General features: G+C 33.4%; 24 protein-coding genes. 10 read left to right on the top strand and 14 right to left on the bottom strand.

Annotation, left to right across the window (positions count from 1 at the left end):
• Window positions 1-2 precede the first annotated feature (2 nt).
• The 3 genes from CLV90_RS11405 to CLV90_RS11395 form a co-directional block, all read right to left on the bottom strand.
• The gene (locus CLV90_RS11405; protein WP_407943383.1) at window positions 3-644 is read right to left on the bottom strand and encodes a hypothetical protein; all 642 of its coding nucleotides are present in this window, start codon (window positions 642-644) and stop codon (window positions 3-5) included.
• Between the two features lie 74 nt (window positions 645-718).
• Window positions 719-1,432: a PspA/IM30 family protein gene (locus CLV90_RS11400; RefSeq protein ID WP_133687600.1), complete on the bottom strand. Its 714-nt coding sequence runs from the start codon at window positions 1,430-1,432 to the stop codon at window positions 719-721.
• Window positions 1,433-1,444: 12 nt separating this feature from the next.
• Window positions 1,445-1,840, bottom strand: a complete 396-nt coding sequence (locus CLV90_RS11395; protein ID WP_133687599.1) for a type III secretion system chaperone family protein — start codon at window positions 1,838-1,840, stop codon at window positions 1,445-1,447.
• A 242-nt stretch (window positions 1,841-2,082) separates the two neighbouring features.
• On the opposite strand from CLV90_RS11395, the gene CLV90_RS11390 reads away from it, so the two are divergent.
• Complete coding sequence (locus CLV90_RS11390) at window positions 2,083-2,838, top strand: helix-turn-helix domain-containing protein (RefSeq protein ID WP_133687598.1); 756 nt, start codon at window positions 2,083-2,085, stop codon at window positions 2,836-2,838.
• Window positions 2,839-2,895: 57 nt separating this feature from the next.
• Here the strand turns inward: CLV90_RS11390 and CLV90_RS11385 are convergent, their stop codons facing one another.
• Window positions 2,896-3,087, bottom strand: coding sequence for a cold-shock protein (locus CLV90_RS11385; protein ID WP_027067037.1), 192 nt, complete (start codon window positions 3,085-3,087; stop codon window positions 2,896-2,898).
• Window positions 3,088-3,408: 321 nt separating this feature from the next.
• Here CLV90_RS11385 and CLV90_RS11380 point away from each other — a divergent pair, with 321 nt between their 5' ends.
• On the top strand, window positions 3,409-4,251 hold the full coding sequence (locus CLV90_RS11380; RefSeq protein WP_133687597.1) for a hypothetical protein: 843 nt from the start codon (window positions 3,409-3,411) through the stop codon (window positions 4,249-4,251).
• 4 nt (window positions 4,252-4,255) lie between these two features.
• Here CLV90_RS11380 and CLV90_RS11375 read toward each other — a convergent pair whose 3' ends face one another.
• The 5 genes from CLV90_RS11375 to CLV90_RS11355 all read right to left on the bottom strand — a co-directional run bounded on the left by CLV90_RS11375 (window position 4,256) and on the right by CLV90_RS11355 (window position 8,678).
• On the bottom strand, window positions 4,256-5,095 hold the full coding sequence (locus tag CLV90_RS11375) for an aminotransferase class IV (protein WP_133687596.1): 840 nt from the start codon (window positions 5,093-5,095) through the stop codon (window positions 4,256-4,258).
• A 5-nt stretch (window positions 5,096-5,100) separates the two neighbouring features.
• Window positions 5,101-6,000: a sugar phosphate isomerase/epimerase family protein gene (locus CLV90_RS11370; RefSeq protein WP_208295122.1), complete on the bottom strand. Its 900-nt coding sequence runs from the start codon at window positions 5,998-6,000 to the stop codon at window positions 5,101-5,103.
• A gap of 121 nt (window positions 6,001-6,121) precedes the next feature.
• Window positions 6,122-7,312, bottom strand: a complete 1,191-nt coding sequence (locus tag CLV90_RS11365) for a PQQ-dependent sugar dehydrogenase (protein ID WP_133687595.1) — start codon at window positions 7,310-7,312, stop codon at window positions 6,122-6,124.
• A 103-nt stretch (window positions 7,313-7,415) separates the two neighbouring features.
• Window positions 7,416-7,916: a pyridoxamine 5'-phosphate oxidase family protein gene (locus CLV90_RS11360; protein WP_133687594.1), complete on the bottom strand. Its 501-nt coding sequence runs from the start codon at window positions 7,914-7,916 to the stop codon at window positions 7,416-7,418.
• 138 nt (window positions 7,917-8,054) lie between these two features.
• Window positions 8,055-8,678 carry an SDR family oxidoreductase gene (locus tag CLV90_RS11355; protein WP_133687593.1) on the bottom strand — a complete coding sequence of 208 codons (624 nt, stop codon included), beginning with the start codon at window positions 8,676-8,678 and terminating at the stop codon, window positions 8,055-8,057.
• Between the two features lie 202 nt (window positions 8,679-8,880).
• On the opposite strand from CLV90_RS11355, the gene CLV90_RS11350 reads away from it, so the two are divergent.
• Complete coding sequence (locus CLV90_RS11350) at window positions 8,881-9,162, top strand: hypothetical protein (RefSeq protein WP_133687592.1); 282 nt, start codon at window positions 8,881-8,883, stop codon at window positions 9,160-9,162.
• Window positions 9,163-9,219: 57 nt separating this feature from the next.
• On the opposite strand, the gene CLV90_RS11345 is transcribed toward CLV90_RS11350, so the two are convergent.
• Window positions 9,220-10,320: an alkene reductase gene (locus CLV90_RS11345; protein WP_133687591.1), complete on the bottom strand. Its 1,101-nt coding sequence runs from the start codon at window positions 10,318-10,320 to the stop codon at window positions 9,220-9,222.
• A 210-nt stretch (window positions 10,321-10,530) separates the two neighbouring features.
• Here CLV90_RS11345 and CLV90_RS11340 point away from each other — a divergent pair, with 210 nt between their 5' ends.
• The 5 genes from CLV90_RS11340 (at window position 10,531) to CLV90_RS11325 (ending at window position 15,076) form a co-directional block, all read left to right on the top strand.
• Window positions 10,531-12,783: a TonB-dependent receptor gene (locus tag CLV90_RS11340; RefSeq protein WP_133687590.1), complete on the top strand. Its 2,253-nt coding sequence runs from the start codon at window positions 10,531-10,533 to the stop codon at window positions 12,781-12,783.
• Window positions 12,784-12,862: 79 nt separating this feature from the next.
• A complete protein-coding gene (locus CLV90_RS11335) occupies window positions 12,863-13,705 on the top strand; it encodes a helix-turn-helix domain-containing protein (RefSeq protein WP_133687589.1) in 843 nt (280 codons plus the stop codon).
• 90 nt (window positions 13,706-13,795) lie between these two features.
• Window positions 13,796-13,972 carry a hypothetical protein gene (locus CLV90_RS19275; protein ID WP_166638572.1) on the top strand — a complete coding sequence of 59 codons (177 nt, stop codon included), beginning with the start codon at window positions 13,796-13,798 and terminating at the stop codon, window positions 13,970-13,972.
• 120 nt (window positions 13,973-14,092) lie between these two features.
• A complete protein-coding gene (locus CLV90_RS11330) occupies window positions 14,093-14,626 on the top strand; it encodes a carboxymuconolactone decarboxylase family protein (RefSeq protein WP_133687588.1) in 534 nt (177 codons plus the stop codon).
• Window positions 14,627-14,689: 63 nt separating this feature from the next.
• Window positions 14,690-15,076 (top strand): hypothetical protein, encoded by a 387-nt coding sequence (locus CLV90_RS11325; protein ID WP_133687587.1) that lies wholly within the window; start codon window positions 14,690-14,692, stop codon window positions 15,074-15,076.
• Window positions 15,077-15,170: 94 nt separating this feature from the next.
• Here CLV90_RS11325 and CLV90_RS11320 read toward each other — a convergent pair whose 3' ends face one another.
• Complete coding sequence (locus CLV90_RS11320; RefSeq protein WP_133687586.1) at window positions 15,171-16,724, bottom strand: DEAD/DEAH box helicase; 1,554 nt, start codon at window positions 16,722-16,724, stop codon at window positions 15,171-15,173.
• Between the two features lie 120 nt (window positions 16,725-16,844).
• Here CLV90_RS11320 and CLV90_RS11315 point away from each other — a divergent pair, with 120 nt between their 5' ends.
• The gene (locus CLV90_RS11315) at window positions 16,845-17,429 is read left to right on the top strand and encodes a pseudouridine synthase (RefSeq protein WP_133687585.1); all 585 of its coding nucleotides are present in this window, start codon (window positions 16,845-16,847) and stop codon (window positions 17,427-17,429) included.
• Here CLV90_RS11315 and CLV90_RS11310 read toward each other — a convergent pair.
• Together CLV90_RS11310 and CLV90_RS11305 are read right to left on the bottom strand one after the other, a co-directional pair.
• Complete coding sequence (locus tag CLV90_RS11310; RefSeq protein WP_133687584.1) at window positions 17,410-18,357, bottom strand: EamA family transporter; 948 nt, start codon at window positions 18,355-18,357, stop codon at window positions 17,410-17,412. The genes CLV90_RS11315 and CLV90_RS11310 overlap by 20 nt on opposite strands.
• A 15-nt stretch (window positions 18,358-18,372) precedes the next feature.
• Window positions 18,373-18,831, bottom strand: a complete 459-nt coding sequence (locus tag CLV90_RS11305) for a cold-shock protein (RefSeq protein WP_027067021.1) — start codon at window positions 18,829-18,831, stop codon at window positions 18,373-18,375.
• A 1,444-nt stretch (window positions 18,832-20,275) separates the two neighbouring features.
• Between CLV90_RS11305 and CLV90_RS11300 the strand changes: the two genes are divergently transcribed.
• Window positions 20,276-20,905 carry a GntR family transcriptional regulator gene (locus CLV90_RS11300; protein WP_133687583.1) on the top strand — a complete coding sequence of 210 codons (630 nt, stop codon included), beginning with the start codon at window positions 20,276-20,278 and terminating at the stop codon, window positions 20,903-20,905.
• 5 nt (window positions 20,906-20,910) lie between these two features.
• On the opposite strand, the gene CLV90_RS11295 is transcribed toward CLV90_RS11300, so the two are convergent.
• Window positions 20,911-21,510, bottom strand: coding sequence for a hypothetical protein (locus tag CLV90_RS11295; RefSeq protein WP_133687582.1), 600 nt, complete (start codon window positions 21,508-21,510; stop codon window positions 20,911-20,913).

Genomic DNA, 21,510 nt, shown 5'->3' with positions numbered 1-21,510 from the left:
ATTTATTGATTATATGATTGAACTAAAAAGTATGTATGATCCGCAGATCTTTTAATGATTAAAACCGTACTACCATATGTTAATGGCTTTTTGTCTAAAGACTTAACGTAAATTGAATGACTGTTACCTTCTGCTTTCACTTCTGCATTACCCATTTTGTCTTCACTGATGTTAGATAATAAAATTGCTTCTCGACCTAAAAAATCTACTGGTGCATCACCATCTTTGTTCAATTGCTTAAAAAAGCCCTTAAACGGAGTGGTAAACAATTTATTGACGAACAAAGCCGGAAAAAGAGCTGCTATCATTATAATGAAGCCAATAAAATTATCATAGGTAAACGTCAAAGTAGTTAAGATCGTCGTTATCAACCACCAAACAAATATCCAGCACGTGAACGTGAACATGAAAGGCAGACCCACGAAGTTGAAATAGATAAGGAAAATTTGCCACCATTTAAGTGGTCTTCGCCTTTTGCCCAATACATCATCTTGATTGACTTCGGTATTGGAGATATCTTCAAAATCAAGATTACCACCTTCTATTCCAGAGTCTAGGTCTATATCTGCATCTACATCAATATCGACATCAACGTCTATATCGAAATCAAGACCGCCTATCATGGTAATAATCCAGTATACCATAAGAACTATCAGCAATAATGTTAGCGTGATATTTACCTCAGAAAATAATATGTCTATTAGTTGATTCAAATTTTTTATTTTTTGGTTTTATTAAACCCTAACTGTTCTTTTAACTTTTGAAGCTCATCATCTGCCACGGCATCAGTGGTATCAGCAGCTTTGTCAAGTTCATCATCTATTGATTTACTTGATTTTGCTATATCGCCATATGCCTCGGCCAAAGCTTCTTCTTGTGCAATTTTCTCTTTCATTCTTTCAAGCATTGACACTGTACCAGTACTATCTAATTCAGCCATTTGCTTGTTTAAATTTTTGGTTGCGTTACTTACCTTAACACGCGCTTTAAGCGTTTTAAGCTCATTTTCCCAATTACCGATGTTGGCTTTTAAAGCTTCGACATTGCCTTGCATCTGACTAACATTAGCTTCAAATTTTTCGGTTTCTGTTTGGGTAGCTTCTAATTGCTTTTCATTAGTTTCTTTTTGCATCAAAGCTTCTTTTGCAAGTCTGTCTGCTTCGGCAGCATCCATTTCACCGCTGTTCGCTTTTTTTAGAATGATAATGGCTTTGTCTTGATACTCTTTTGCTTTGTTCTTATATACGTCTTGATCGTTCTTAGAACGAATGGCAAGTGCTTTTACTTGTGCAAGTGCCTCTAAACTTTTTTCTAGGTCTAATTTCATGTCCCTAATGCCCTGTTCAGTCATTTTTATAGGGTCTTCCATTTTGTCAATCGCTGAATTGGTTTCAGCCTCTCCTATTTTAAATAGTCTTTTAAATATATTCATGATTTTTTATTTTTAATATTTAGAAAATTCAATTATTTGATCTGAGTATTCACTCATTAATAAGCTTAAAGAATTAAGGCTGGCCTCAAATTCGTTTAAATCCATATTCTCGATTTGTAATGTATCTCTAAAAATGACACGGGTTGCGGTCTCGTCTAAAACAAATGCTCCATGTATAATATCTCGATTCTTCTGGAGTAAGTTTCTGAAGATTTTTTCAGATTGATTATGGACAGAGAATATAAATTGTTCCATTATCAATATCGGTGGCGAAACCCCTAAAATGAGATTTTTAATTCCGGAATCTTCTTTGGCCACCACTAAAATTCCGTCTGCTCTATTTTCCTTAACGATATTAAAGTTTAATTCAAGAAGATAATCTCTGGTTATATTAAAATGGTTTTTCATATGTGTTGGTTTATGTAGGTGGTTTCTTAAATTCAATAATACAACATATTATTGGAGTGATTTTTTAAAATGAGATTAGGAACGCTAAAATGTAAACAATTACGATGAACATAATATTGTGTTTTAAATTCGGTTAATAAAAAATACTGGCTCAAAATAATAGCAATTTGAATAATTATTGCTAATTTTGTTAGACAAATATAATTATATTTTTATCAATTGCAAATTAAATTAGCAAAAAAATGTCATACTTCGGAAAAAACATTAGGAAGATAAGAAGTTTAAAAGGTCTTAGTCAGCAGGCGTTTGCAGAGCTCTTTGAGCTTAAGAGAGGTACTTTAGGTGCTTATGAAGAAGGAAGAAGTGAGCCTAAATTAGAAACAATAATAAAAATTGCTAATTATTTTAGCATTCCTATAGATGACCTATTAACAACAGAATTAACGGTAAATAATTTATTAAAATTTAAAGGAAATTTAACTGTCGAGCAAGATTTGGGTGAGCAAGAATTTTTTATAAAAGTACCTTGTATTACGACCTTAAATCAGAACGATTATATTAAGTATTATAATAAGGATTCTTACATTCAAGACTTACCATTTTTGTCACTACCGATAAATCCTGATAAGAAATTTCGGGCTTACACCGTACAGAATTTAGAAATGAGCAAGAACGAATTGGGGATGTTTCCAAAAGATATAGCGATTGGCGAATTGATTCCACCATCGGTTTACTCAAAATTAAATAATGGAACACTTGTTTTTGTAATTACAGATAAAAACATCATTCTAAGAAGATTATTTATAACCAATGATAGTTATGTTTTACGTGCCGAGCACAAAAATGTAGATGATGTGGAATTGCAATCTAAAGAAATAAAAGAGATGTGGCGCGTTAGGTATGTGTTCTATCACAGATTACCAGAGACCAACTTTAATTTAGAAGAAAAACTATTTCAATTAGAAAAAGATTTCGATAGACTTAAAAATGAGCGATAAATAAAAAAGCTCTTCATTTCTGAAGAGCTTTTTCTTAAACTTGAAAGTATATATGTCTTAGATAACTTTAACGTTCACTGCGTTTAATCCTTTGTTACCTTCTTTAAGTTCGAATTCAACTTCATCGCCTTCACGAATTTCGTCGATTAAACCTGAAATGTGTACAAAGTGGTCTTTTTCAACTCCCTCTTCAGTGATAAAACCGAATCCTTTTGTGTCATTGAAAAATTTTACTGTTCCTTTACTCATTGTAATGTAATTTAATTTATAATACTTATTAAGCTGCAAAGATGACGCCAATAGTTGACAAACAGGGTTTAAACTTATTTTAAATCAATATTTTGTGAATATTTTAAGAGTTTTTGCTTGTTTTGAGTATAATTAAGTTAATTCTCACTTTTTTTAAGCAGCTAATAACCTCATAGCGTCACATTTTCACCTTTTAATGTGAATGGGTTTCTATTAAAATCAAAATTTGCCTGGTTAGCGTGGCTATATATTCTATGATAATAAAGTTAATAATTGATACTTTAGTAGAAAAAACATGTCAATCAACTCAAATTTTTTAAAATGAAAAAAGTAATCAGTGTACATAAAATAATATCAGGCTTAGCATGTGCCCTACTCTTCAGTATTGGAGTAAATGCCCAAAAAGCAGCATTCGATATGGAAAAAGACTTATTGCTAGTGCAATTAGACTGCAAAACTGATATTGACGATTTACATACCGCAGCTGGTTTCGCTACGCTACTAAATCACCCAGATTATAAGAACCTAAATTATCTTGCTGTTGCAGGTACTTATGGCATTCAAGAAGGTTTATATGTGCCACCAAACGAATTAATGCCAATGGTCTTCGGTAAAAATTGGTTAGATGCAGATAAAGAATGGAAAGCTTCGGTAGATAAAGTGGTAACTAAGGCATTAAAAATCATTGAAAATGGTGGTTCTATTTGGGTGGCAGAAGCGGGACAATCAGATTTCACGTCAGAATGGGTTAAGGAGTTGTCAAGAAAGGATATTTCGATTAAAACAAGAGAAAGTGTTAATGTGGTTCAGCATAGCGATTGGAACGAGTCGGTTACTAAACCTGTTAAACTTATGTATACAAAAACGGTTACAGATTACCATAAAATTGCAGATGGTAATGAAGTGGGTAATGGTACGCCAGGATTAAAGTCTGATGGTAAGGTAGATTGGGAATCAAAGTTAAACGATGAACATTTAACCAAAGTTTGGAATACCGCTATTCGTTTAGGAAACAAGTATAACGGAAAAGATGGCAGATATTTAAATGAAAGTGTTGCTGAAGGCGGACTTGATTTTTCTGATTTAAGTGAAGTATGCTATATTTTAGATCTAATGGAAATTAAAGATGCAGATGAATTCTTCACCTATTTTAAAGTAGACTAGAATCTTATTTAAGTTTTAAAAAGGCCTCTTGTAATCTTTGCGTTACGGGGCCTTTTTCATTTCCTTTAAATAGTAAATGATTATCAATTTTTTGAATCGCAGCAATCTGTGTACTCGTACCTGTCAAGAACGCCTCATCAATTGTGTTGATTTCTTCTGTTGCAAGAGGTATTTCTTTAATTTCTATACCTAAAGAGTGACAAAGCTCGATTACTACAATTCTAGTAATACCATTAAGAATATACTCATCTGCCGGATGTGTGTATACTACCCCATTTTTTACAAAAAACAGATTGCTGTGAGATGCCTCTGTGAAAACGCCATTTCTATGTAGAATTGTCTCAAAACATTCATATTGCATGGCTTCTTCATTCAACATTACATTACCTAAAAGTGAGGTCATTTTAATATCGCAGCGAGACCATCTAAAATCATTTCTAGTAATTACATGGGCATTTATAGTATTTATTTCGGGTAACACTTTTGGTACCGCATACATCATAACCGTTGGTTTTATATGTGCAGGAAATGAATGTTGTCTTGGTGCTACACCCCTAGTAATTTGAATGTACAGCAAGCAATCTTTATCTGATAGCGCTGCTGCTTTTAATAAACCAATAATTTCATTTTTAAGTGAGCTAACACAAAACTCAATATTAATTTTTTGGAGTCCCGATTGTAAGCGGGCTAGGTGTTCTTTTTCATAAAAGAACCTACCGTTTATCTGAACCATCACTTCATATAATCCATCACCGAAAATAAATCCGCGATCGAAAACAGATATTTTAGCATCTCCAGAATTTACAATACTTCCGTTTAGATATACTTTATCAGGATAACTCATAAAACTTATAAATAACGTTGAAGATGTTTTTTGAAGTAGGTAGCGCTATCAGAAATACTCTGCATAGCGTTTTCTGCAAAATTACCACCTTGCTCTATATAGTAATATTGTAAATCATCTTTTTTAATAGATGATAACATACTTTTGTAATCAATAGATCCATTACCCATTTCAGAATAATCGCGAGTTACTTTGTCCATATCTTTAATATGCCACATAACATAGCGACCAGGATTTTCGGCAATTAATTCAGCCGGACTCTTATTTGCAGAATGCTCAACCCAGTACATATCCATCTGTAGTTTTACCAAATTTGCATCTGTGCCAGATAAAATAATATCATAGCCTTGCTCACCATTATGGTCTGTAAATTCAAAATCGTGATTGTGATATGCGAATTGCAAACCTGCATTGGTTACTTGTTCCCCTATTACATTTAATTTATCCTTTAATATTTTAAAACTTTCAATTGTACGATATTCTGGTGCCAACCATGGCCATGTAATGTATGCGCTATTTAGGGTGATAGCACCTTTTATGCATTGGTCTACATAACGTTCGAGCTTTTCTATAGGCTCATTAAAGTGACTAGAAAAATCGTAGTGTCCGCTAGAAATAGTAAAATCTAAATCATCGATCTGTTTTTTAAATTCCTTAGAGTTTATACCGTAATAGGTGTCGTTCTCACCATCATATCCATAAATTTCCCCGTCAACATACCCTATTTCACGTGCATATTTAATACTCCCGATTGGATCCTTCGCCATTGCATCGCGAATGGTGAACAATTGCAAACCCATTTTATATTTATAATCCATCGGTAATACAGATAATGGAAGTACAGAACTTACCGAAAGCACACCGGTTTGTTTTAAAAATGTTCTGCGAGAATTTGAGTCGTTCATGATGATATAGCAATTAAATAAATACGGATTATAAATATAAGGTTTGCATAAAGAAATTGAACATATTATAAACAAAAAAGCAGCCTTAAAGGCTGCTTTTTATTCTATTGCGTTTGTAAATCTACTGGTTACTAGCCACAGCAGTTTCGCTGTAAGAAACTCGATATATGGCGTCGCCAAAATCATCTGAAATCAACATTGATCCATCTTTTAGCATTAATATATCTACAGGTCTTCCTGTTGCTTTTTGAGCTACTTCGTCTAACCAACCATCTATAAAAGGTTCAGTACTAATTGCTTCACCATCTTGGATATCAACCATCATTATTCTATAACCCACTTTCTTACTTCTGTTCCAAGAACCGTGTTCTGCAATGAAAGCTTTACCCGTATATTCTGCAGGGAACATAGCGCCAGTATAAAACTTAATACCAAGTGGGGCAACGTGAGCGTCTAACTGCAAAGCAGGATCTACAAAATCTGAACAAGGGTGTAAATCTCCAAATTCTGGATCTTTAACAATACCACCATGGCAAAAAGGATAACCGAAATGCTGACCGGCTTCGGTAACTGTATTTAGTTCGCAAGGCGGAATATCGTCACCTAACATGTCGCGACCATTATCTGTAAACCACATCTGTTTCGTATCAGGATGCCAAGTGAATCCGACAGAGTTTCTAACTCCTCTAGCATAAATTTCACGATTACTACCGTCAGGATCCATTCTTGAGATAGTTGCAAAGCGTTCATCTTCATCCGTCTTATTACAAATGTTACAAGGTGCCCCAACAGGAACATAAAGCTTGTCATCTGGCCCGAAGGCTATATATTTCCATCCATGGTGAAATTCCGTCGGAAAATCATCATAAATCAATTCTTTTTCTAATTCGCCACCAATCTGCTCTTCAATATTCAGATATTTCCATAAGCTACCCACTTGAGCAACATACAAATCTCCGTTTCTCATGGCGATACCATTAGGAACTTCCATCGTATCTAAAACAATAATGTTATCAGCTTTAAAATCTCCATCAGTATCTTGTATCGCATACACGTTATTTTCTGTGCGTGTACCAACAAATAGCGTCCCGTTATCACCCATAGCCATAGAACGAGCACCATCTACTCCCCTAGCATAAACTTCAATTTTAAATCCTTCAGGTAAGTTTAAATCTAACAATGCCAAATCGGTACTGTCAAGTTCTATCTCTTTAACCGCACTATCTTTATTTTCTTTTTTTTCCTCTTTACAAGAATTTAGAGATATTACTACGGCGAGCGCCATAGTTATCTTTAAAAATGAAATTTTCATAATTAGTTATTTAGTTTATTACGAAGATACGCAACAAGCTTTAGTTTCTAACGTATTAAAATATAGATGTACGTAATTGTAAAAGCACCTATTAATCGAATATTTATATGGTTAATTTACCCTCTTCGCCTAGATCTGGTTTTTCACCTGTAAATGCGCCAATTCCCATTTTAAAAAGACTAATTAGCATATTATTCTTAGTATCCCAATAATGTGCATCTTTTGGTGTCACTTTTATAGCTGTAATATTAGGGTCGTTTTCACCATTGAACCAGTTGTCATCACTTTTTTGGTAAAATTTTGATATGATACTTCTATCCTCTAGAATTTCGGCAGTGCCATAAACATTCATAAATTCCATACTCATTGCCTTAGCATAGAATAAGTGAATTTCTTCATCTATATGAATATTTGCATTATGTGTGCTGTGCTTATTACTTAAAAACCAAATATTTCCGTTTTCATCAACCTTTTTTGTACTCATAGGTATTGCATGAATTGGTCTTTTAGATAAATTGGTCGCGAGCATTGTAAAATCTATTGCTTCAGCTAATTCTTTGATTTTATCTTGTGCGCTCTTATTAAATAGATGTTTAGTAGCCATAATTTTTTTAATCTAAATTAAGGCGAGTTTCATTCTTTTGCCTAATAACAGAAACATCTTATTGTTCCAAAAAAAGGAAATATTAATTCAAAAAAAAAGACCCAATAATGGGTCTTAATTAATTTTACAGCTGTGCTATTAAGCATCCATTGCTTTACCAATTAAAGTATCACCTTGTATAATTTCAAAAGTTGAATTGATGGCGGCATCATCGTGTAAAGACCTTACCAAAGTCTGCGCTACGTCATCTCTAGTGATAGAACCCTTTTTGTTCAATTTAGATTGAAGTTCAATTTTACCAGTGCCTACCTCATTTGTTAATGAGCCAGGTCTAACAATAGCATATTTTAAATTAGCTGATTTTAAATATTCGTCAGCATTATGTTTTGCTTTTAAATAATCTTTAAGGTCACTTGCTTCTTCCGGGTTATCTGCACCCATTGAACTAAGCATTACAAACTTTTTGATATTTGCTTTTTTGGAAGCATTAATTAGATTTTTAGCTCCCTCTTGATCTACTTCGACCACTTTTTTACCACCAGAACCAGCAGCAAAAATTACCTTATCTATATTTTCTACAGTATGCGATAAATCCTTTTCTAAATCACCAAGCACTGTTTTTATGCTTTCTTTTTCAAACTGTTCTTTTTGCTTTTCTTTCCGAACCATTGCTATAGGTTGAAAATATTGAGAGTTCTTTAAAAGGTTTACTATTTTTTTTCCGGTTGTACCGTTGGCTCCGGCTACTAATATATTTTCCATGTCTTATTTTTATTGCAAGATGGTGAAATACCGCAATCAACATTGATGCTTTACCATTTTTTCTTAGCACGATTACTTTTATGTAAATAAACCCACATGTACTATTCATATTATTTTAAAAGAGCATGAATATTATTGGAAAGCGATAATGAAAAAGATGTAGTACCTATACCTTATGCCTTTAATACTTTAAAAAAATTTTATGGAAAGTGAAAATAAAAAAGCGGAATATAATTCTGATATTACAGAACAAGATTTATCTGCATTAGGAGAAAAGACAAAAAATACACGAACAGATGGTGGAGATGATGATCAGTTAAATGAAAGAGAGAATGATGTAGATTTTGCAGGTAAAGATTTAGATGTGCCTGGTCGAAATTTACCAAAAAATAAAATGAACCTAAAAGATGAGGAGAATCAACTATATAGTCAAGGTGGAGGCGAAAATGAAAATTTAGAGCAAGACACCGATACTATTAGATAGTAATAATATAAAAAGCAGCCTTTGGCTGCTTTTTATTTATCTTTTATTTTTTAAGTCCTAGTTTGCTTCATCATATTCTGGATAATCTATATAACCTTCTTTGCCTGGAGTATAAAAAGTATCTTCATCCCATTCTGCAAGTGGGTAATTATGCCCAAAACGCTCAACCAAATCCGGATTAGAAATAAATGGCTTACCAAATGCAACTAAATCTGCGTTGCCTTCTTCAATAACTTTATTGCCAGAATCTTGATCAAAACCAGCGTTAATCATTAAAGTTCCATTATAAAGAGGTCTAAAATGCTTCGCTATATGTTCAACAGCAAATGGTACATTAGAAACGTCATTAAATGGCTCAGATAAATGAACGTAAGCTAAGTCGTAATCATTGAGTTTCTTAATAATATATTCGAAAGTTGGTATCGTTTCTTCATCTAAAGTGATGCCGAACATACCGTTCAACGACGGATTGAATCGAGCTCCTATTTTTTCTTGTGGAATTACGGCTTTCATAGCATCTAAAACTTCGAAAAAGAAGCGAGTTCTATTTTCCATATCCCCACCATATTCATCTGTTCTGTTATTAGAAGTACCATTAAAAAACTGGTGAAATAAATAGCCGTTGGAAGAATGAATTTCTACTCCGTCAAATCCTGCCTCAACTGCATTGATAGCGGCATTTTTAAAATCTTCAACCGTTTGTTTAATGTCTGCTGTAGTCATTGCTTTAGGGGTCACTGTATCTTTAAACCCTTCTGGTGTGAATGATTTCGCATTCGGGTTTAAAGCTGAAGGAGCTAATGGCAATTCCCCATTATGAAAATCTGGGTGAGACATACGTCCAACATGCCACAATTGAATAAAAATTTTTCCGCCTTTATAATGAACGGATTTTGTTACTTTTTTCCAGCCTTCTACCTGTTCTTTAGAATATATACCTGCAGTATTAATGTAACCTACTGCATCTTTAGAAACCTGCGAACCTTCGGTAATAATTAATCCTGCAGATGCTCTTTGAGTGTAATAAGGTACATGTAAATCTTCGGTAGGTACATTCCCTTCATTTGCAGCTCTGCTTCGAGTCATAGGTGCCATTGCGACACGATTTTTTAAGTTGATATTTTTATGAAACGGGGTTAATAATGCTTGATTGCTCATATGTGCGTGTAAAATGTTTTGTTTATGTCACAAAGATCTCACTATTAAATGGGGCTTTTTGACTCTTACCAAAAAAAGATTGCTATAAAGCATAAATTACTTTGAACTATGGCTATATAAATTAGTTTTGCCGTTTTCTAAAAAATATAAAACCAATCTTGTTTTTTATCGTAGGTACTGTAAAAGACAACCTTATCTAAATTTTATTTTATGAATTATAGCTATAATTGGGCATTAAAGCTTTTTGTATTTACGTTTGTACTAATTGCATCAAATGTTGTAGAAGCACAAAATCTAAAAGGTATTGTAACCGATAAAGAAGGCATTGCTTTAGAGAATGTCGGTATATTTAATCAAACATCAGGACAACATAGCCATACTAATTTATCAGGCGCATTTTCACTCCCGTCAACAGCTGTAAATGATTCCGTTTATTTCTCTAACTTGGGTTATAAGACGTTTATATTAGTTGTAAATCAAAACCATTTTGATGAAGGGGTAAATATAATGTTAGAAGAATCAAGTATCAATTTAGATCAAGTAGTAGTTGTTTCTAAGGTAGATGCCATGACAAGATTTGTGAATATAGATGTACAAAACGATCCCGTAAAATCCTCGCAGGAAATACTACGTAAAGTACCCGGACTATTAATTGGTCAGCATGCTGGTGGCGGTAAAGCAGAACAGATTTTTTTAAGAGGATTTGATGTTGATCACGGTACAGATGTCGCAATTAGTGTGGATGGTATGCCAGTAAACATGGTGTCTCATGCCCATGGGCAAGGGTATGCTGATTTACACTTTGTTATACCGGAAACGATAGATAATATTAACTTCGGAAAAGGACCTTATTATGCTGATAAAGGAGATTTTAACACAGCAGGATATGTCGATTTAAGCCTTAAGAAAAGCGTTGATAAAAGTATGGTCTCTTACGAGTCTGGTCAGTTTAATACCAATCGATTTGTTGGGCTTTTCAATATTTTAGAAAGTAGTAAAAGTGATGCGTATTTAGCCTCAGAGATTTATTTAACCGACGGACCTTTTGATTCTCCACAGAATTTTAACCGTGTAAATATTCTAGGTCGCTATAATTATAAGGATATAGGAAAAGAGGAATTGACATTAACCGCTTCGCATTTTCAAAGTAAGTGGGATGCCTCTGGTCAGGTGCCACAACGCGCAATAGATCAAAATATAATAGGTCGTTTTGGAGCTATTGATGATACCGAGGGCGGACAAACAAGTAGAACGAACTTAATGTTGAATCATACTAAATTTTTAGGTGAAGATCAATTTTTAAAGACACGCGCTTTTGTAAGCAAGTACGATTTTGAGTTGTTTTCAAACTTCACTTTCTTTTTAGATGACCCTGTTAATGGAGACCAAATACGACAGTATGAAGATAGAACCATAATGGGTGCTGAAACTGTTTTTGAACAGATTGATATAGCGGTAGGTACTGATAATAGATTCAAATATGCTACAGGAATCGGGTTTAGAAATGATAATGTAGATGATGTTACTTTAGAGCACACCTTAAATAGAAAAACCTCTCTAGAGCAATATGCATTTGGTGATCTTGATGAAACAAATATCTATGGATTTGTAAATGGAGAGTACAAAACAGGGAACTGGACTTTTAATCCGTCCGTACGTTTAGACTATTTCAATTTTGAATATGAGAATAAAATGAGCGTGTTGTATGATAACAAAAGCGAAAGTAAAGCAGTTGTAAGTCCTAAATTAAATACTATATATGCTGTAAATAGAAATTGGCAATTATTCTTGAAGACAGGGATAGGTTTTCACTCAAACGATGCGCGTGTAGTTACAGCAAATGAAGGTCGAGATGTATTGCCAAAAGCATATGGTGTAGATTTCGGAACTATCATTAAGCCAATAGATAAACTAGTACTTAATGCAACATTATGGGGACTGTTCTTAGATCAAGAATTTGTATATGTTGGTGATGCTGGTATTGTTGAGCCAAGTGGAAAAACCAGAAGAGTTGGTGTCGAAGTTGGTGGTCGTTACCAAGTTTTAGATTGGTTATATTTATATAGTGATGTAAACTATACGTATGCTAGAAGTACAGAAGAAGCAGATGGCGAAGATTACATTCCGCTAGCACCAGATTTTACAGCTGTTGGCGGATTATCTTTTAGCGATATCGGTAATTTTTCTGGAAACCTTAATTATAGGTATTTAGGTGATAGAGCTGCGAATGAAGATAATAGTATTGTTGCGGAGGGCTATTTCGTAACCGATTTAAATCTAAACTACCATATCAAAAACTGGACAGTTGGTGTAATTGTCGAGAATTTATTTGACACCGAATGGAACGAAACGCAATTTGCTACAGAAAGTAGATTATTCAATGAAACTGCATCAGTAGAAGAAATTCATTTTACTCCCGGTACTCCGTTTTATTTAAGGGGAAAGGTTTCTGTGCGGTTTTAAGAAAACTATTGCTTAAAAAAGTATAAAGGTTGATTTATTACGTCTGTAATGAATCAACCTTTTTTTAGACCAAGGCATCATGCAAGAAGTTTTTAAAGATTTTAGTACTGGTGGATTACTCAAAATTGGTAATGAATTATTATTAGAACCTTATAGAAAACCAAAGCAAGTCGGTATTTATATTTTTATTAGAACCACTACTCAAAAGGCTTCAATAGAAGTAGATGGTGTTCCTTATACGATATCTGAACATAGCTTATTAGCATTGACCCCTATTCAGTTTTTGCATTACACTGAAGGTAGAAATTTAATTGTCTATCAATTCAACAGAGAGTTCTATTGCATTAAAGACCATGATCAAGAAGTAAGTTGTGCCGGATTATTATTTTTCGGTAATGCCCACATACCTGTTATAGATTTAGGCGAAAAAGAACAGCGAAAATTTGATACCTTGCACGAGGTATTTGTTGATGAGTTAGAAACCGAAGACACTATACAAGCAGAAATGCTGCGTATGCTCATGGCTCGCTTTATGATTATGAGCACAAGATTACTTAAAGCTAAGGAAGGGTTCAGTGAAACTGCCAACGATATAAAAGTAGATTTACTAAGAGGATTCAATTTATTGGTCGAAGAGCATTACAAGTTAGAACATTCAGTTTCGTTCTATGCGGACAAATTATTTAAATCTCCTAAAACCTTATCTAATACCTTTTCTAAATTTAATACCACTCCCCTACAAATAATTCATGAGAGAATAATTCTTGAGGCAAAGCGGTTACTTATCTATACCGATAAGACAGCAAAAGAAATAGCGTATGAAATTGGTTTCGATGATGCCTCGCATCTAAGTCGTCTTTTTAAAAACCAGACACAACAATCTCCATCAGATTTTAAAAAACAACTCAAAAAGTCATTTTAGGGAAATATCGACAACACCTTGGGTGATATTGCCCGTTTTAAGATTCGTAATAACTAGATCTTTGTAGTATAGAAATAAAACAACAAAGACATGAATTTAAAACACAAATCAATCTTCAATTTAATAGAAATATTTACGTCTAAAAAGGCGGTGGTTACTAGTGCTATCAATGTAGAAAAACATTGTCATCATAACCATTTGTCAGATTACTACTGTGATTCTGATAGCTCTTCAAAATTAACTAAAGCATTCAGTTCTTTTATGTAAAGGAAAAATTGACATGTAGAAAGGAAGTCTCTACATGATTAGAACATCATTCTAAATATACCTTTGTATCAGATTATTAGTAAAACAAATAAATACATATTAACATTTAAAAATAAAATAATGAGCACATTTAATGTACCAACAAGGGAAGAAGTAAGTGAAAACAATCAAGCAATTTTCGATAACCTAAAAAAAGCTTTAGGCTTTGTGCCAAACTTATATGCAACCTACGCAAATAGTGATACAGCCTTAGAAAACTATTTAAATTTTGCCAATGCTAAAACATCATTGTCAGCTAAAGAAAAAGAGGTAGTAAACCTAGCAGTTAGTCAAGTAAACAACTGTATCTACTGTTTATCTGCACATACAGCAATTGGTAAAATGAACGGGTTCAATGACGAGCAAATTCTTGAACTTAGAGCAGGTAAAGCTTCCTTCAATACCAAATTAGATGCATTGGCACAGTTAGCAAAAAATGTTACTGAAAATAGAGGGCGTACAGATGAAAAAGTTTTAGAAAACTATTTTGCAGCAGGCTATACAAAAGCGAATTTAATAGACACCCTCTCCTTAGTTGGTGATAAAACAATATCGAACTACATACATAGCACTACACGGGTACCAGTAGATTTTCCTGTAGCTCCATCATTATAAATAATTTCACAAACAATTAATAGTAATCTATCCATTTGGCAAAAGCCTTTAAATTTTAAACACATGAAAAAAGTAGTATCAATTTTAGTTATCGTATTAGCATTCTCATTTAGCGCAAACGCTCAAGATAAAATGATGAAGCAACCAGTTAAGAAGATTGCGTTAGAGCAAACAACTGGCGAGTTTACACAGAAATCAATTACTGTTAGCGAAGGAACTTATGTTTTCGATGTTGCAAATAACAATGTAGGTAAAGATGTTGGTTTGGTACTGGTTAAAAAAGGTAAAGATGCCTCTAAACCAGAAAATCACATTCAGACTGCATATGTAACTGCCGCGGTTAAAAATAACACTGTAGGTCATTCTAAAGAAACGAAACTGGAAAAAGGTGAATATGTATATTTCTGTCCTTTAAACCCAACTCCGCAATACAGTCTTATTGTTGAATAAGAAGTAATTAGCTATAGATAAAAAGGGCTGTTCTTAAAGAACAGCCCTTTTCGTTTTTATAATATCTATGGAAATAGAAAACTATTTTTTTTTATTAATCTTCTGGCGGATGCCCGTGAATTTCTTCAAAAACCGTATCAAAATTCTCACGCAAGTAGGCGTTTAATTTCTTTTGATAATCATCTTTTAACCAGCTTAAGAAATTGTAGGTACTCTTACTAATACATTTTCCGTATACATGAATACGATTGTCAATATCTTCTTTTAATAATTTAGCTAAAGCTAATGCATCATAAACATCTTCGCTGTTTTCGATACACATATATGCATGGTGAGCGATAGAGCGTTCTAAAACAACTTTAGAAGATTCCCCTGCAAACGTTGCTGTTTCGTAGGTTTCTTTAATATCGAAATAAGTTTCTTTAGAGTTTTTAAATTCTTCTTTAACTTCATCAGAAAGCTCAAGTTTGAAATCACTCTCAATATCCTCATCATCTTTAATACGGTCCATGTAGAAGTTCGGAGACTTGAATATAGCTCCCCAATCTAAATCTGCACCCCATGGTCCAAAACGATAAAGGTTGTTACCTAAATCTATAACGGTAAATTTCGATTTGTTATTCAAAATCCTAGAACCCCTACCGATCATTTGGTAGTAAAGTGTTAGTGATTTTGTTGCTCTGTTTAAAATAATAGTATCAATAGTAGGTTCATCAAAACCAGTAGTTAAAATACTAACCGATGTTAGAATAGCATCAGGTGTTTCCTTAAACCATTTTAGTATTTGCTTACGCTGTTTTTTAGTAGCGGTATTATCAAGGTGCCGAATATTTAAACCTGCAGCATGAAAAGTATGGTAAACTTGAATAGAAGTTTCGATACCATTGTTGAAAATCAATGTCTTCTTATTCTTAGAATGCTTAGTGTACGCTTCTAAAAGCTTGTTCAGCATTGCCGGACTCGTATATAAATCAGCAGATGATTTTACGGTGTAATCACCATTAGAACCAATTTCAAGAGATGTAAGTCCCATGTCATACTGAAATACCTCTGCCCTTGCCAAGAAATCATTGGCTATTAAATTTTCTATGGTTTCGCCTGGTATAAGCTCATCATAGTTTTTGTTCATTGGCAAATCTTTGTTCGAACTTAACGGGGTTGCCGTAACACCAAGAACAAAAGAATTTTCAAAAAATTTGAATAGTTTTGTAAAAGAATTATAGTGAGCTTCATCAATAATAACAAGACCAACATCAGAAATATCTAATTGATCATCGTTCAACCTATTGTTTAGGGTTTCTACCATGGCTACATAGCAGCTATAGCGTTCATGGTCATCAAGATTTGCTTTACTATTGACCACTTTATTTACAACGCCAAAACTTGTTAGCATCTCAGAAGTCTGGTTACAGAGTTCTATACGGTGTGTCATTACCAAAACTTTCTTGTTGTGGTTTTTTAAATACTGACGTACCATTTCAGAAAAAATCACTGTTTTACCACCACCGGTCGGTAGTTGATATAGTAGGTGATAGTCTTCTCGTTCTGAATCGAACTTATCAAAAATTTGTTGAATTGCTCCTTGTTGATAGCTGTAAAGTTCCTTATCGGTTTTTCTATCTTGTAATTCAAAAACTGTCTCTTGCATAAAATCTTCTCTGGAGGGTACAAAGGTAACATTCTCTATAGTAGATTACTAATTCATGCGTTAAAAAGGGTATCTTTTGCGACCATATGTCATCAAAATAAACCGTAAACGGTAAAATTAATGCAACACAGCCATTTTAAAATCTACAAACCCTTTGCAATGTTGAGTCAGATGAGCTCTGGAGAAGATCGACAGCTTCGAAAAAAAACATTTTTGAGTGAGCTTTATAATTTTCCGGATGGAATAATGCCAATTGGTAGATTAGATGAAAAATCTGAGGGTTTATTATTGATGACTACGGATGGAAAGTTGAGCGACACCATAAATAGCTCAGGGATAGAAAAAGAATATTTAGCCCAACTTGATGGCTTAATCACTCCAGATGCAATTAAAAAAATTACTAATGGAGTACCCATTGGAATATTCGGCAAGAAATACATAACAAAGCCTTGTGAAATAACAATTTTAGACCATTTTCCATCACTGCCAGATGCTGATCTAGCATTGCGAATTGGTAGGCATAGACCCACATCGTGGGTTCGCATAATTATTAAAGAAGGTAAATTTAGACAAGTTCGTAAAATGACAGCGTACGTAGGGTTCCCCACCGTTCGGTTAATTCGTGTTCGCATCGGTACAATTCTCCTAGATAAAATGAATCCTAGAGGTGTAACTCCTATTGAAATTACTCTGCCGGCGCTTTAGGAATCCGTTTTCCTGAAAATCTAGAGAAAATAGTCAAACTCTTTTTGGTATTAATAAAGTAAACACCGGTTAGTAGCACAACAGATGCAATGGCTGATTGAATGGTGATATCTTCATTTAAAAAATACCAACCCAGAATCATCGCAATAATCGGGTTTACATATGAAGAAGTAGCTACTTTTTCTGGCGATACAATGCGTAGTAAGTAATTGAAGGCGGTAAAGGTTACGATGCTACCAAAAATAATCAACAACGACATAGACCAAAGAACAGGGGTGCTCCATGTAACCGGAGAAGACCATTGTTCACCTAAAACTAAGCTTATGATTAAAAGTGAAAATCCACTGGTAAGCATTTGGTATCCCGTATTTACAAAGAAATTTTTGGGTAACTCGGCACTACCGACAAACAAACTGCCATAAGACCAGCTCAGCATACAAAGAAAAATTAGGACCATTCCTAAAATCGCTCCGTCTTGTGCAATTATTTCTTTCTGACCCACTAAAAGATTAATACCTGCGACACCAAGAATTACACCTACAATTGACATTGGTTGAATTTTTTTGCCTTGAAATACACGCATCATTAATAAAACCACTAGCGGCTGGGCAGATACCTCTAGAGCCGCAAAGCCACTATCTACAAACTTAAGAGCCCATACTACTACTCCATTTCCAAAAGTTAGAAATAGAAAGCCTGCAAGAAAGGTATTCTTGAATTGTAGCTTTGTAATTTTCAGAGAAAAGCCTAATACTTTTGAGATAACAAAAATTAGACTACCAGCAATAACAAAACGAATGCCCGCCAACATAAAGGCAGGCAATTCGGTTACTGCTATTTTATTCCATAAATAGGTAGATCCCCATATGAAATAAATGGCGAAAAATGACAATACTACCAGAATGGTGTTACGTTGCATTTTCGCCATTAAAAATCTTTAAAACTAAATTTTCTTTACACGAACGGCGTTCATACCTTTCATGCCTTTTTCTAACTCGTAAGATACTTTATCGTTTTCCATAATCTCATCGATAAGGCCACTAACGTGAACGAAGTACTTTTCGTTGTTCTCAGCGTCTATAATGAAACCAAATCCTTTTGTAGTATCGAAGAAAGAAACTTTACCGTTTCTTACTGGATCGAATTCTTCCACATCACCTTCTTCTTTCTTTGGAATACCTAAAACGATATCTTCTGCCTCAATTTCGACTTTCATTGCCGGATCTGGCGGAGTATCTACCAAGTTTCCGTTGAAATCTACATAAGCAAGTGGAATACCAGAAGTACCACTTTCTTTTGCAGCTGCTTTACGAGCAAGCATTTTTTTCTTCTTTTCTTCACGCTTTTTTAAGCGTTTTTTTTCTTTTTCAGTTTTATTAAATGTTTGTTGCGATTTTGCCATTCGTAATTTTAATGATAATAATAGATTTTGCAGTAAAGGAATTGAAATACGTGGTGACATGTAAAACAAATGGTAAGTTTTTTGAGTAAAACTAATTATCCTATTTGTTGTAAGGTCATTGCAAGAATCATCTGCATCCCTTTAAAGTTCTACAAAGATATGATTTGTATTTCAATTATTTAGCATTATAATGACTCATTCTATTAATCTTTTAATAGAGATAATTTATAACTCAGATTTATATCTTATTACATACCATAATTCTAGAATTTACACGCTCCTCTTATACTCTAATCGTTTTAATTTTTATTCTATTAGTAGAATTATTGTTAAAATGGAATAATTCTAATAGTGCTTAATAAGCTAAAAAACATATAGTTAGAGTATTATGTAGAATGAATTTTGTTAAAAATAGTACCTTTTTATGCATAGTACTGTAACAAATTTCAAATACCCTCGTCTTGTAAGTATAAGAAAATTATTAATCAGCAATTTAAAAACAAACGTCATGAGAACTTTTATCAGAAACACACCGACAGAAACAAGAAGAAATTCATTCTTTTCAAGTTTTAAGAACAGTAAAAGAGTACAATGGGCATCATCAAGAAATCATACGCATTAAATTAATTACAACAAACATTCATCAATCACTCGGCTAATCACCGAAAATAAAAACAAACATTATGAGAACTTTCATCAGAAACACACCGACAGAAACAAGAAGAAATTCATTCTTTTCAAGTTTTAAGAACAGTAAAAGAGTACAATGGGCATCATCAAGAAATCATACTCATTAAAATAGTTACAATAATTATTCATCAATCACTCGGCTAATCACCGAACCTAAAAACAAACATTATGAGAACTTTTATCAGAAACACACCGACAGAAACAAGAAGAAATTCATTCTTTTCAAGTTTTAAGAACAGTAAAAGAGTACAATGGGCATCATCGAGAAATCATACTCATTAAAATAATTACAACAAACATTCATCAATCACTCGGCTAATCACCGAACCTAAAAACAAACATCATGAGAACTTTTATCAGAAACACACCGACAGAAACAAGAAGAAATTCATTCTTTTCAAGTTTTAAGAATAGTAAAAGAGTACAATGGGCATCATCAAGAAATCATACCCATTAAGTTTATTACAACAAACATTCATCAATCACTCGGCTAATCATCGAACCTAAAAACGAACATCATGAAAAATTTTCAAAAAATATTACCTATAACTTCTGCCAAGTATAAGTTATTAAATGCTATAAAAGACAAGCAGAGAAAGCTATTATCTATTGAAAGACATTTAGCATACTAAATAGTATAAGAGATATGAATTCATCATTCATATCTTTTTTACATGCATATTTTGTAGATAATTAAGGCACTAAATACGCTGTAATTTGGTTATAATCGTATACGATATATTATATTTGAAGTATGCTGGTTAAAATAAATTTAAGAGATCAAGTGCGCGATTACTTGTTGTCAGAGATGATTACGGGAAATTTGAAAACAGGTAAAACCATCAACTTAGCTGCACTTGCACGTCATTTGAATGTTAGCGTAACTCCAATACGAGAGGCGTTAACACAGTTGCAACAAGCACATATTATTAAGGCGATACCCAATAGAGGATTCATAATAGCTGAACTTGATGTTGAAGAGGCAGAAGAATTGTATGAACTAGTAGCGAACTTAGAGGTGATGGCTATTGAAAATACGGAGTTTAGTCAAGAAGATATCGTTAATTTAAAAAATCAACAAGAGGTTTTTGAAAATGCAACAAATGCTATCGATAGAATTCAGGCTGATTTAGAATTTCATAGATTATTGACCCAAGGTTATAAAAACAAATTGGCGCTTAAAATTCTTCATGACTTAAAGACACGCATCTTTTTTTATGAACGTGCTTTTACAAATGATGATTCTTTCTACAATAAATCTGATAATCAACATGATTCTATTATTTCAGCAATTGCCGATGACAATGTGCCGACAGCTTCCCTCCTATTAAAAATGAATTGGATGTTAATTTTAAATTACGTTCAAAAGAAACTTACTGAATAGAGAATTTACTCTAATTCTTGTATCAACTCTTGGGCAGATTGTGTTACTTTAAGGTATCCTTTATATGCCCATCTACAGAAAAACACCATTACTATTAATGTTAAAGCAAATACTACGTATTGTTCTGTTTTTAAGTTGGTTAAAAATACATTCTTGTTCGAGATAATTTTAGATGTTACCGGAACTATAAATAATAGTCCAATAAAACCAACTGCTATACCAATTTGTTGCAATCTTAAAAGTCTATTCTTTGTCTTCAAGTAAAACTTTAAATTTTCTTTATAAGTCCCTTTTAAAATATCTATATTTTTTATTCTTTTTAAAGTTATAAGCACCATTGCAGGTAACACAATTAGAAAAGAAAGGGTAAGTACTCCGCAAATCTGTAAATACCAGGTATCTAATTTACCAAAGTTTAGCAGCACAAATAATGCTATAGCAAAACAAACTAAGGCACCTAAGGTTTCGTATTTGGTAATGGTTGAGAATTTATTTTGATATTTCTGCTTTGTCATATCTAATATTATTTGGTTCGTCAATTTTTTTTGATGATTGAGTTCATCGCTCATTTGTGTCCATGCAGACTGTAGTTCTTCTAGTTCCAT

The organism is Maribacter spongiicola, assembly GCF_004364165.1.
Taxonomy (GTDB): domain Bacteria; phylum Bacteroidota; class Bacteroidia; order Flavobacteriales; family Flavobacteriaceae; genus Maribacter; species Maribacter spongiicola.
The sequence above is the reverse complement of the archived record's forward strand: the minus strand, read 5'-3'. Positions and strand labels throughout refer to the sequence as shown.

What these genes read in the sequence shown, in the direction of transcription:
- CLV90_RS11405 (WP_407943383.1), bottom strand. Translation starts at nt 644, where the DNA reads ATGGTATACTGGATTATTACCATGATAGGCGGTCTTGATTTCGATATA.
- CLV90_RS11400 (WP_133687600.1), bottom strand. Translation starts at nt 1,432, where the DNA reads ATGAATATATTTAAAAGACTATTTAAAATAGGAGAGGCTGAAACCAAT.
- CLV90_RS11395 (WP_133687599.1), bottom strand. Translation starts at nt 1,840, where the DNA reads ATGAAAAACCATTTTAATATAACCAGAGATTATCTTCTTGAATTAAAC.
- CLV90_RS11390 (WP_133687598.1), top strand. Translation starts at nt 2,083, where the DNA reads ATGTCATACTTCGGAAAAAACATTAGGAAGATAAGAAGTTTAAAAGGT.
- CLV90_RS11385 (WP_027067037.1), bottom strand. Translation starts at nt 3,087, where the DNA reads ATGAGTAAAGGAACAGTAAAATTTTTCAATGACACAAAAGGATTCGGT.
- CLV90_RS11380 (WP_133687597.1), top strand. Translation starts at nt 3,409, where the DNA reads ATGAAAAAAGTAATCAGTGTACATAAAATAATATCAGGCTTAGCATGT.
- CLV90_RS11375 (WP_133687596.1), bottom strand. Translation starts at nt 5,095, where the DNA reads ATGAGTTATCCTGATAAAGTATATCTAAACGGAAGTATTGTAAATTCT.
- CLV90_RS11370 (WP_208295122.1), bottom strand. Translation starts at nt 6,000, where the DNA reads ATGAACGACTCAAATTCTCGCAGAACATTTTTAAAACAAACCGGTGTG.
- CLV90_RS11365 (WP_133687595.1), bottom strand. Translation starts at nt 7,312, where the DNA reads ATGAAAATTTCATTTTTAAAGATAACTATGGCGCTCGCCGTAGTAATA.
- CLV90_RS11360 (WP_133687594.1), bottom strand. Translation starts at nt 7,916, where the DNA reads ATGGCTACTAAACATCTATTTAATAAGAGCGCACAAGATAAAATCAAA.
- CLV90_RS11355 (WP_133687593.1), bottom strand. Translation starts at nt 8,678, where the DNA reads ATGGAAAATATATTAGTAGCCGGAGCCAACGGTACAACCGGAAAAAAA.
- CLV90_RS11350 (WP_133687592.1), top strand. Translation starts at nt 8,881, where the DNA reads ATGGAAAGTGAAAATAAAAAAGCGGAATATAATTCTGATATTACAGAA.
- CLV90_RS11345 (WP_133687591.1), bottom strand. Translation starts at nt 10,320, where the DNA reads ATGAGCAATCAAGCATTATTAACCCCGTTTCATAAAAATATCAACTTA.
- CLV90_RS11340 (WP_133687590.1), top strand. Translation starts at nt 10,531, where the DNA reads ATGAATTATAGCTATAATTGGGCATTAAAGCTTTTTGTATTTACGTTT.
- CLV90_RS11335 (WP_133687589.1), top strand. Translation starts at nt 12,863, where the DNA reads ATGCAAGAAGTTTTTAAAGATTTTAGTACTGGTGGATTACTCAAAATT.
- CLV90_RS19275 (WP_166638572.1), top strand. Translation starts at nt 13,796, where the DNA reads ATGAATTTAAAACACAAATCAATCTTCAATTTAATAGAAATATTTACG.
- CLV90_RS11330 (WP_133687588.1), top strand. Translation starts at nt 14,093, where the DNA reads ATGAGCACATTTAATGTACCAACAAGGGAAGAAGTAAGTGAAAACAAT.
- CLV90_RS11325 (WP_133687587.1), top strand. Translation starts at nt 14,690, where the DNA reads ATGAAAAAAGTAGTATCAATTTTAGTTATCGTATTAGCATTCTCATTT.
- CLV90_RS11320 (WP_133687586.1), bottom strand. Translation starts at nt 16,724, where the DNA reads ATGCAAGAGACAGTTTTTGAATTACAAGATAGAAAAACCGATAAGGAA.
- CLV90_RS11315 (WP_133687585.1), top strand. Translation starts at nt 16,845, where the DNA reads ATGCAACACAGCCATTTTAAAATCTACAAACCCTTTGCAATGTTGAGT.
- CLV90_RS11310 (WP_133687584.1), bottom strand. Translation starts at nt 18,357, where the DNA reads ATGGCGAAAATGCAACGTAACACCATTCTGGTAGTATTGTCATTTTTC.
- CLV90_RS11305 (WP_027067021.1), bottom strand. Translation starts at nt 18,831, where the DNA reads ATGGCAAAATCGCAACAAACATTTAATAAAACTGAAAAAGAAAAAAAA.
- CLV90_RS11300 (WP_133687583.1), top strand. Translation starts at nt 20,276, where the DNA reads ATGCTGGTTAAAATAAATTTAAGAGATCAAGTGCGCGATTACTTGTTG.
- CLV90_RS11295 (WP_133687582.1), bottom strand. Translation starts at nt 21,510, where the DNA reads ATGGAACTAGAAGAACTACAGTCTGCATGGACACAAATGAGCGATGAA.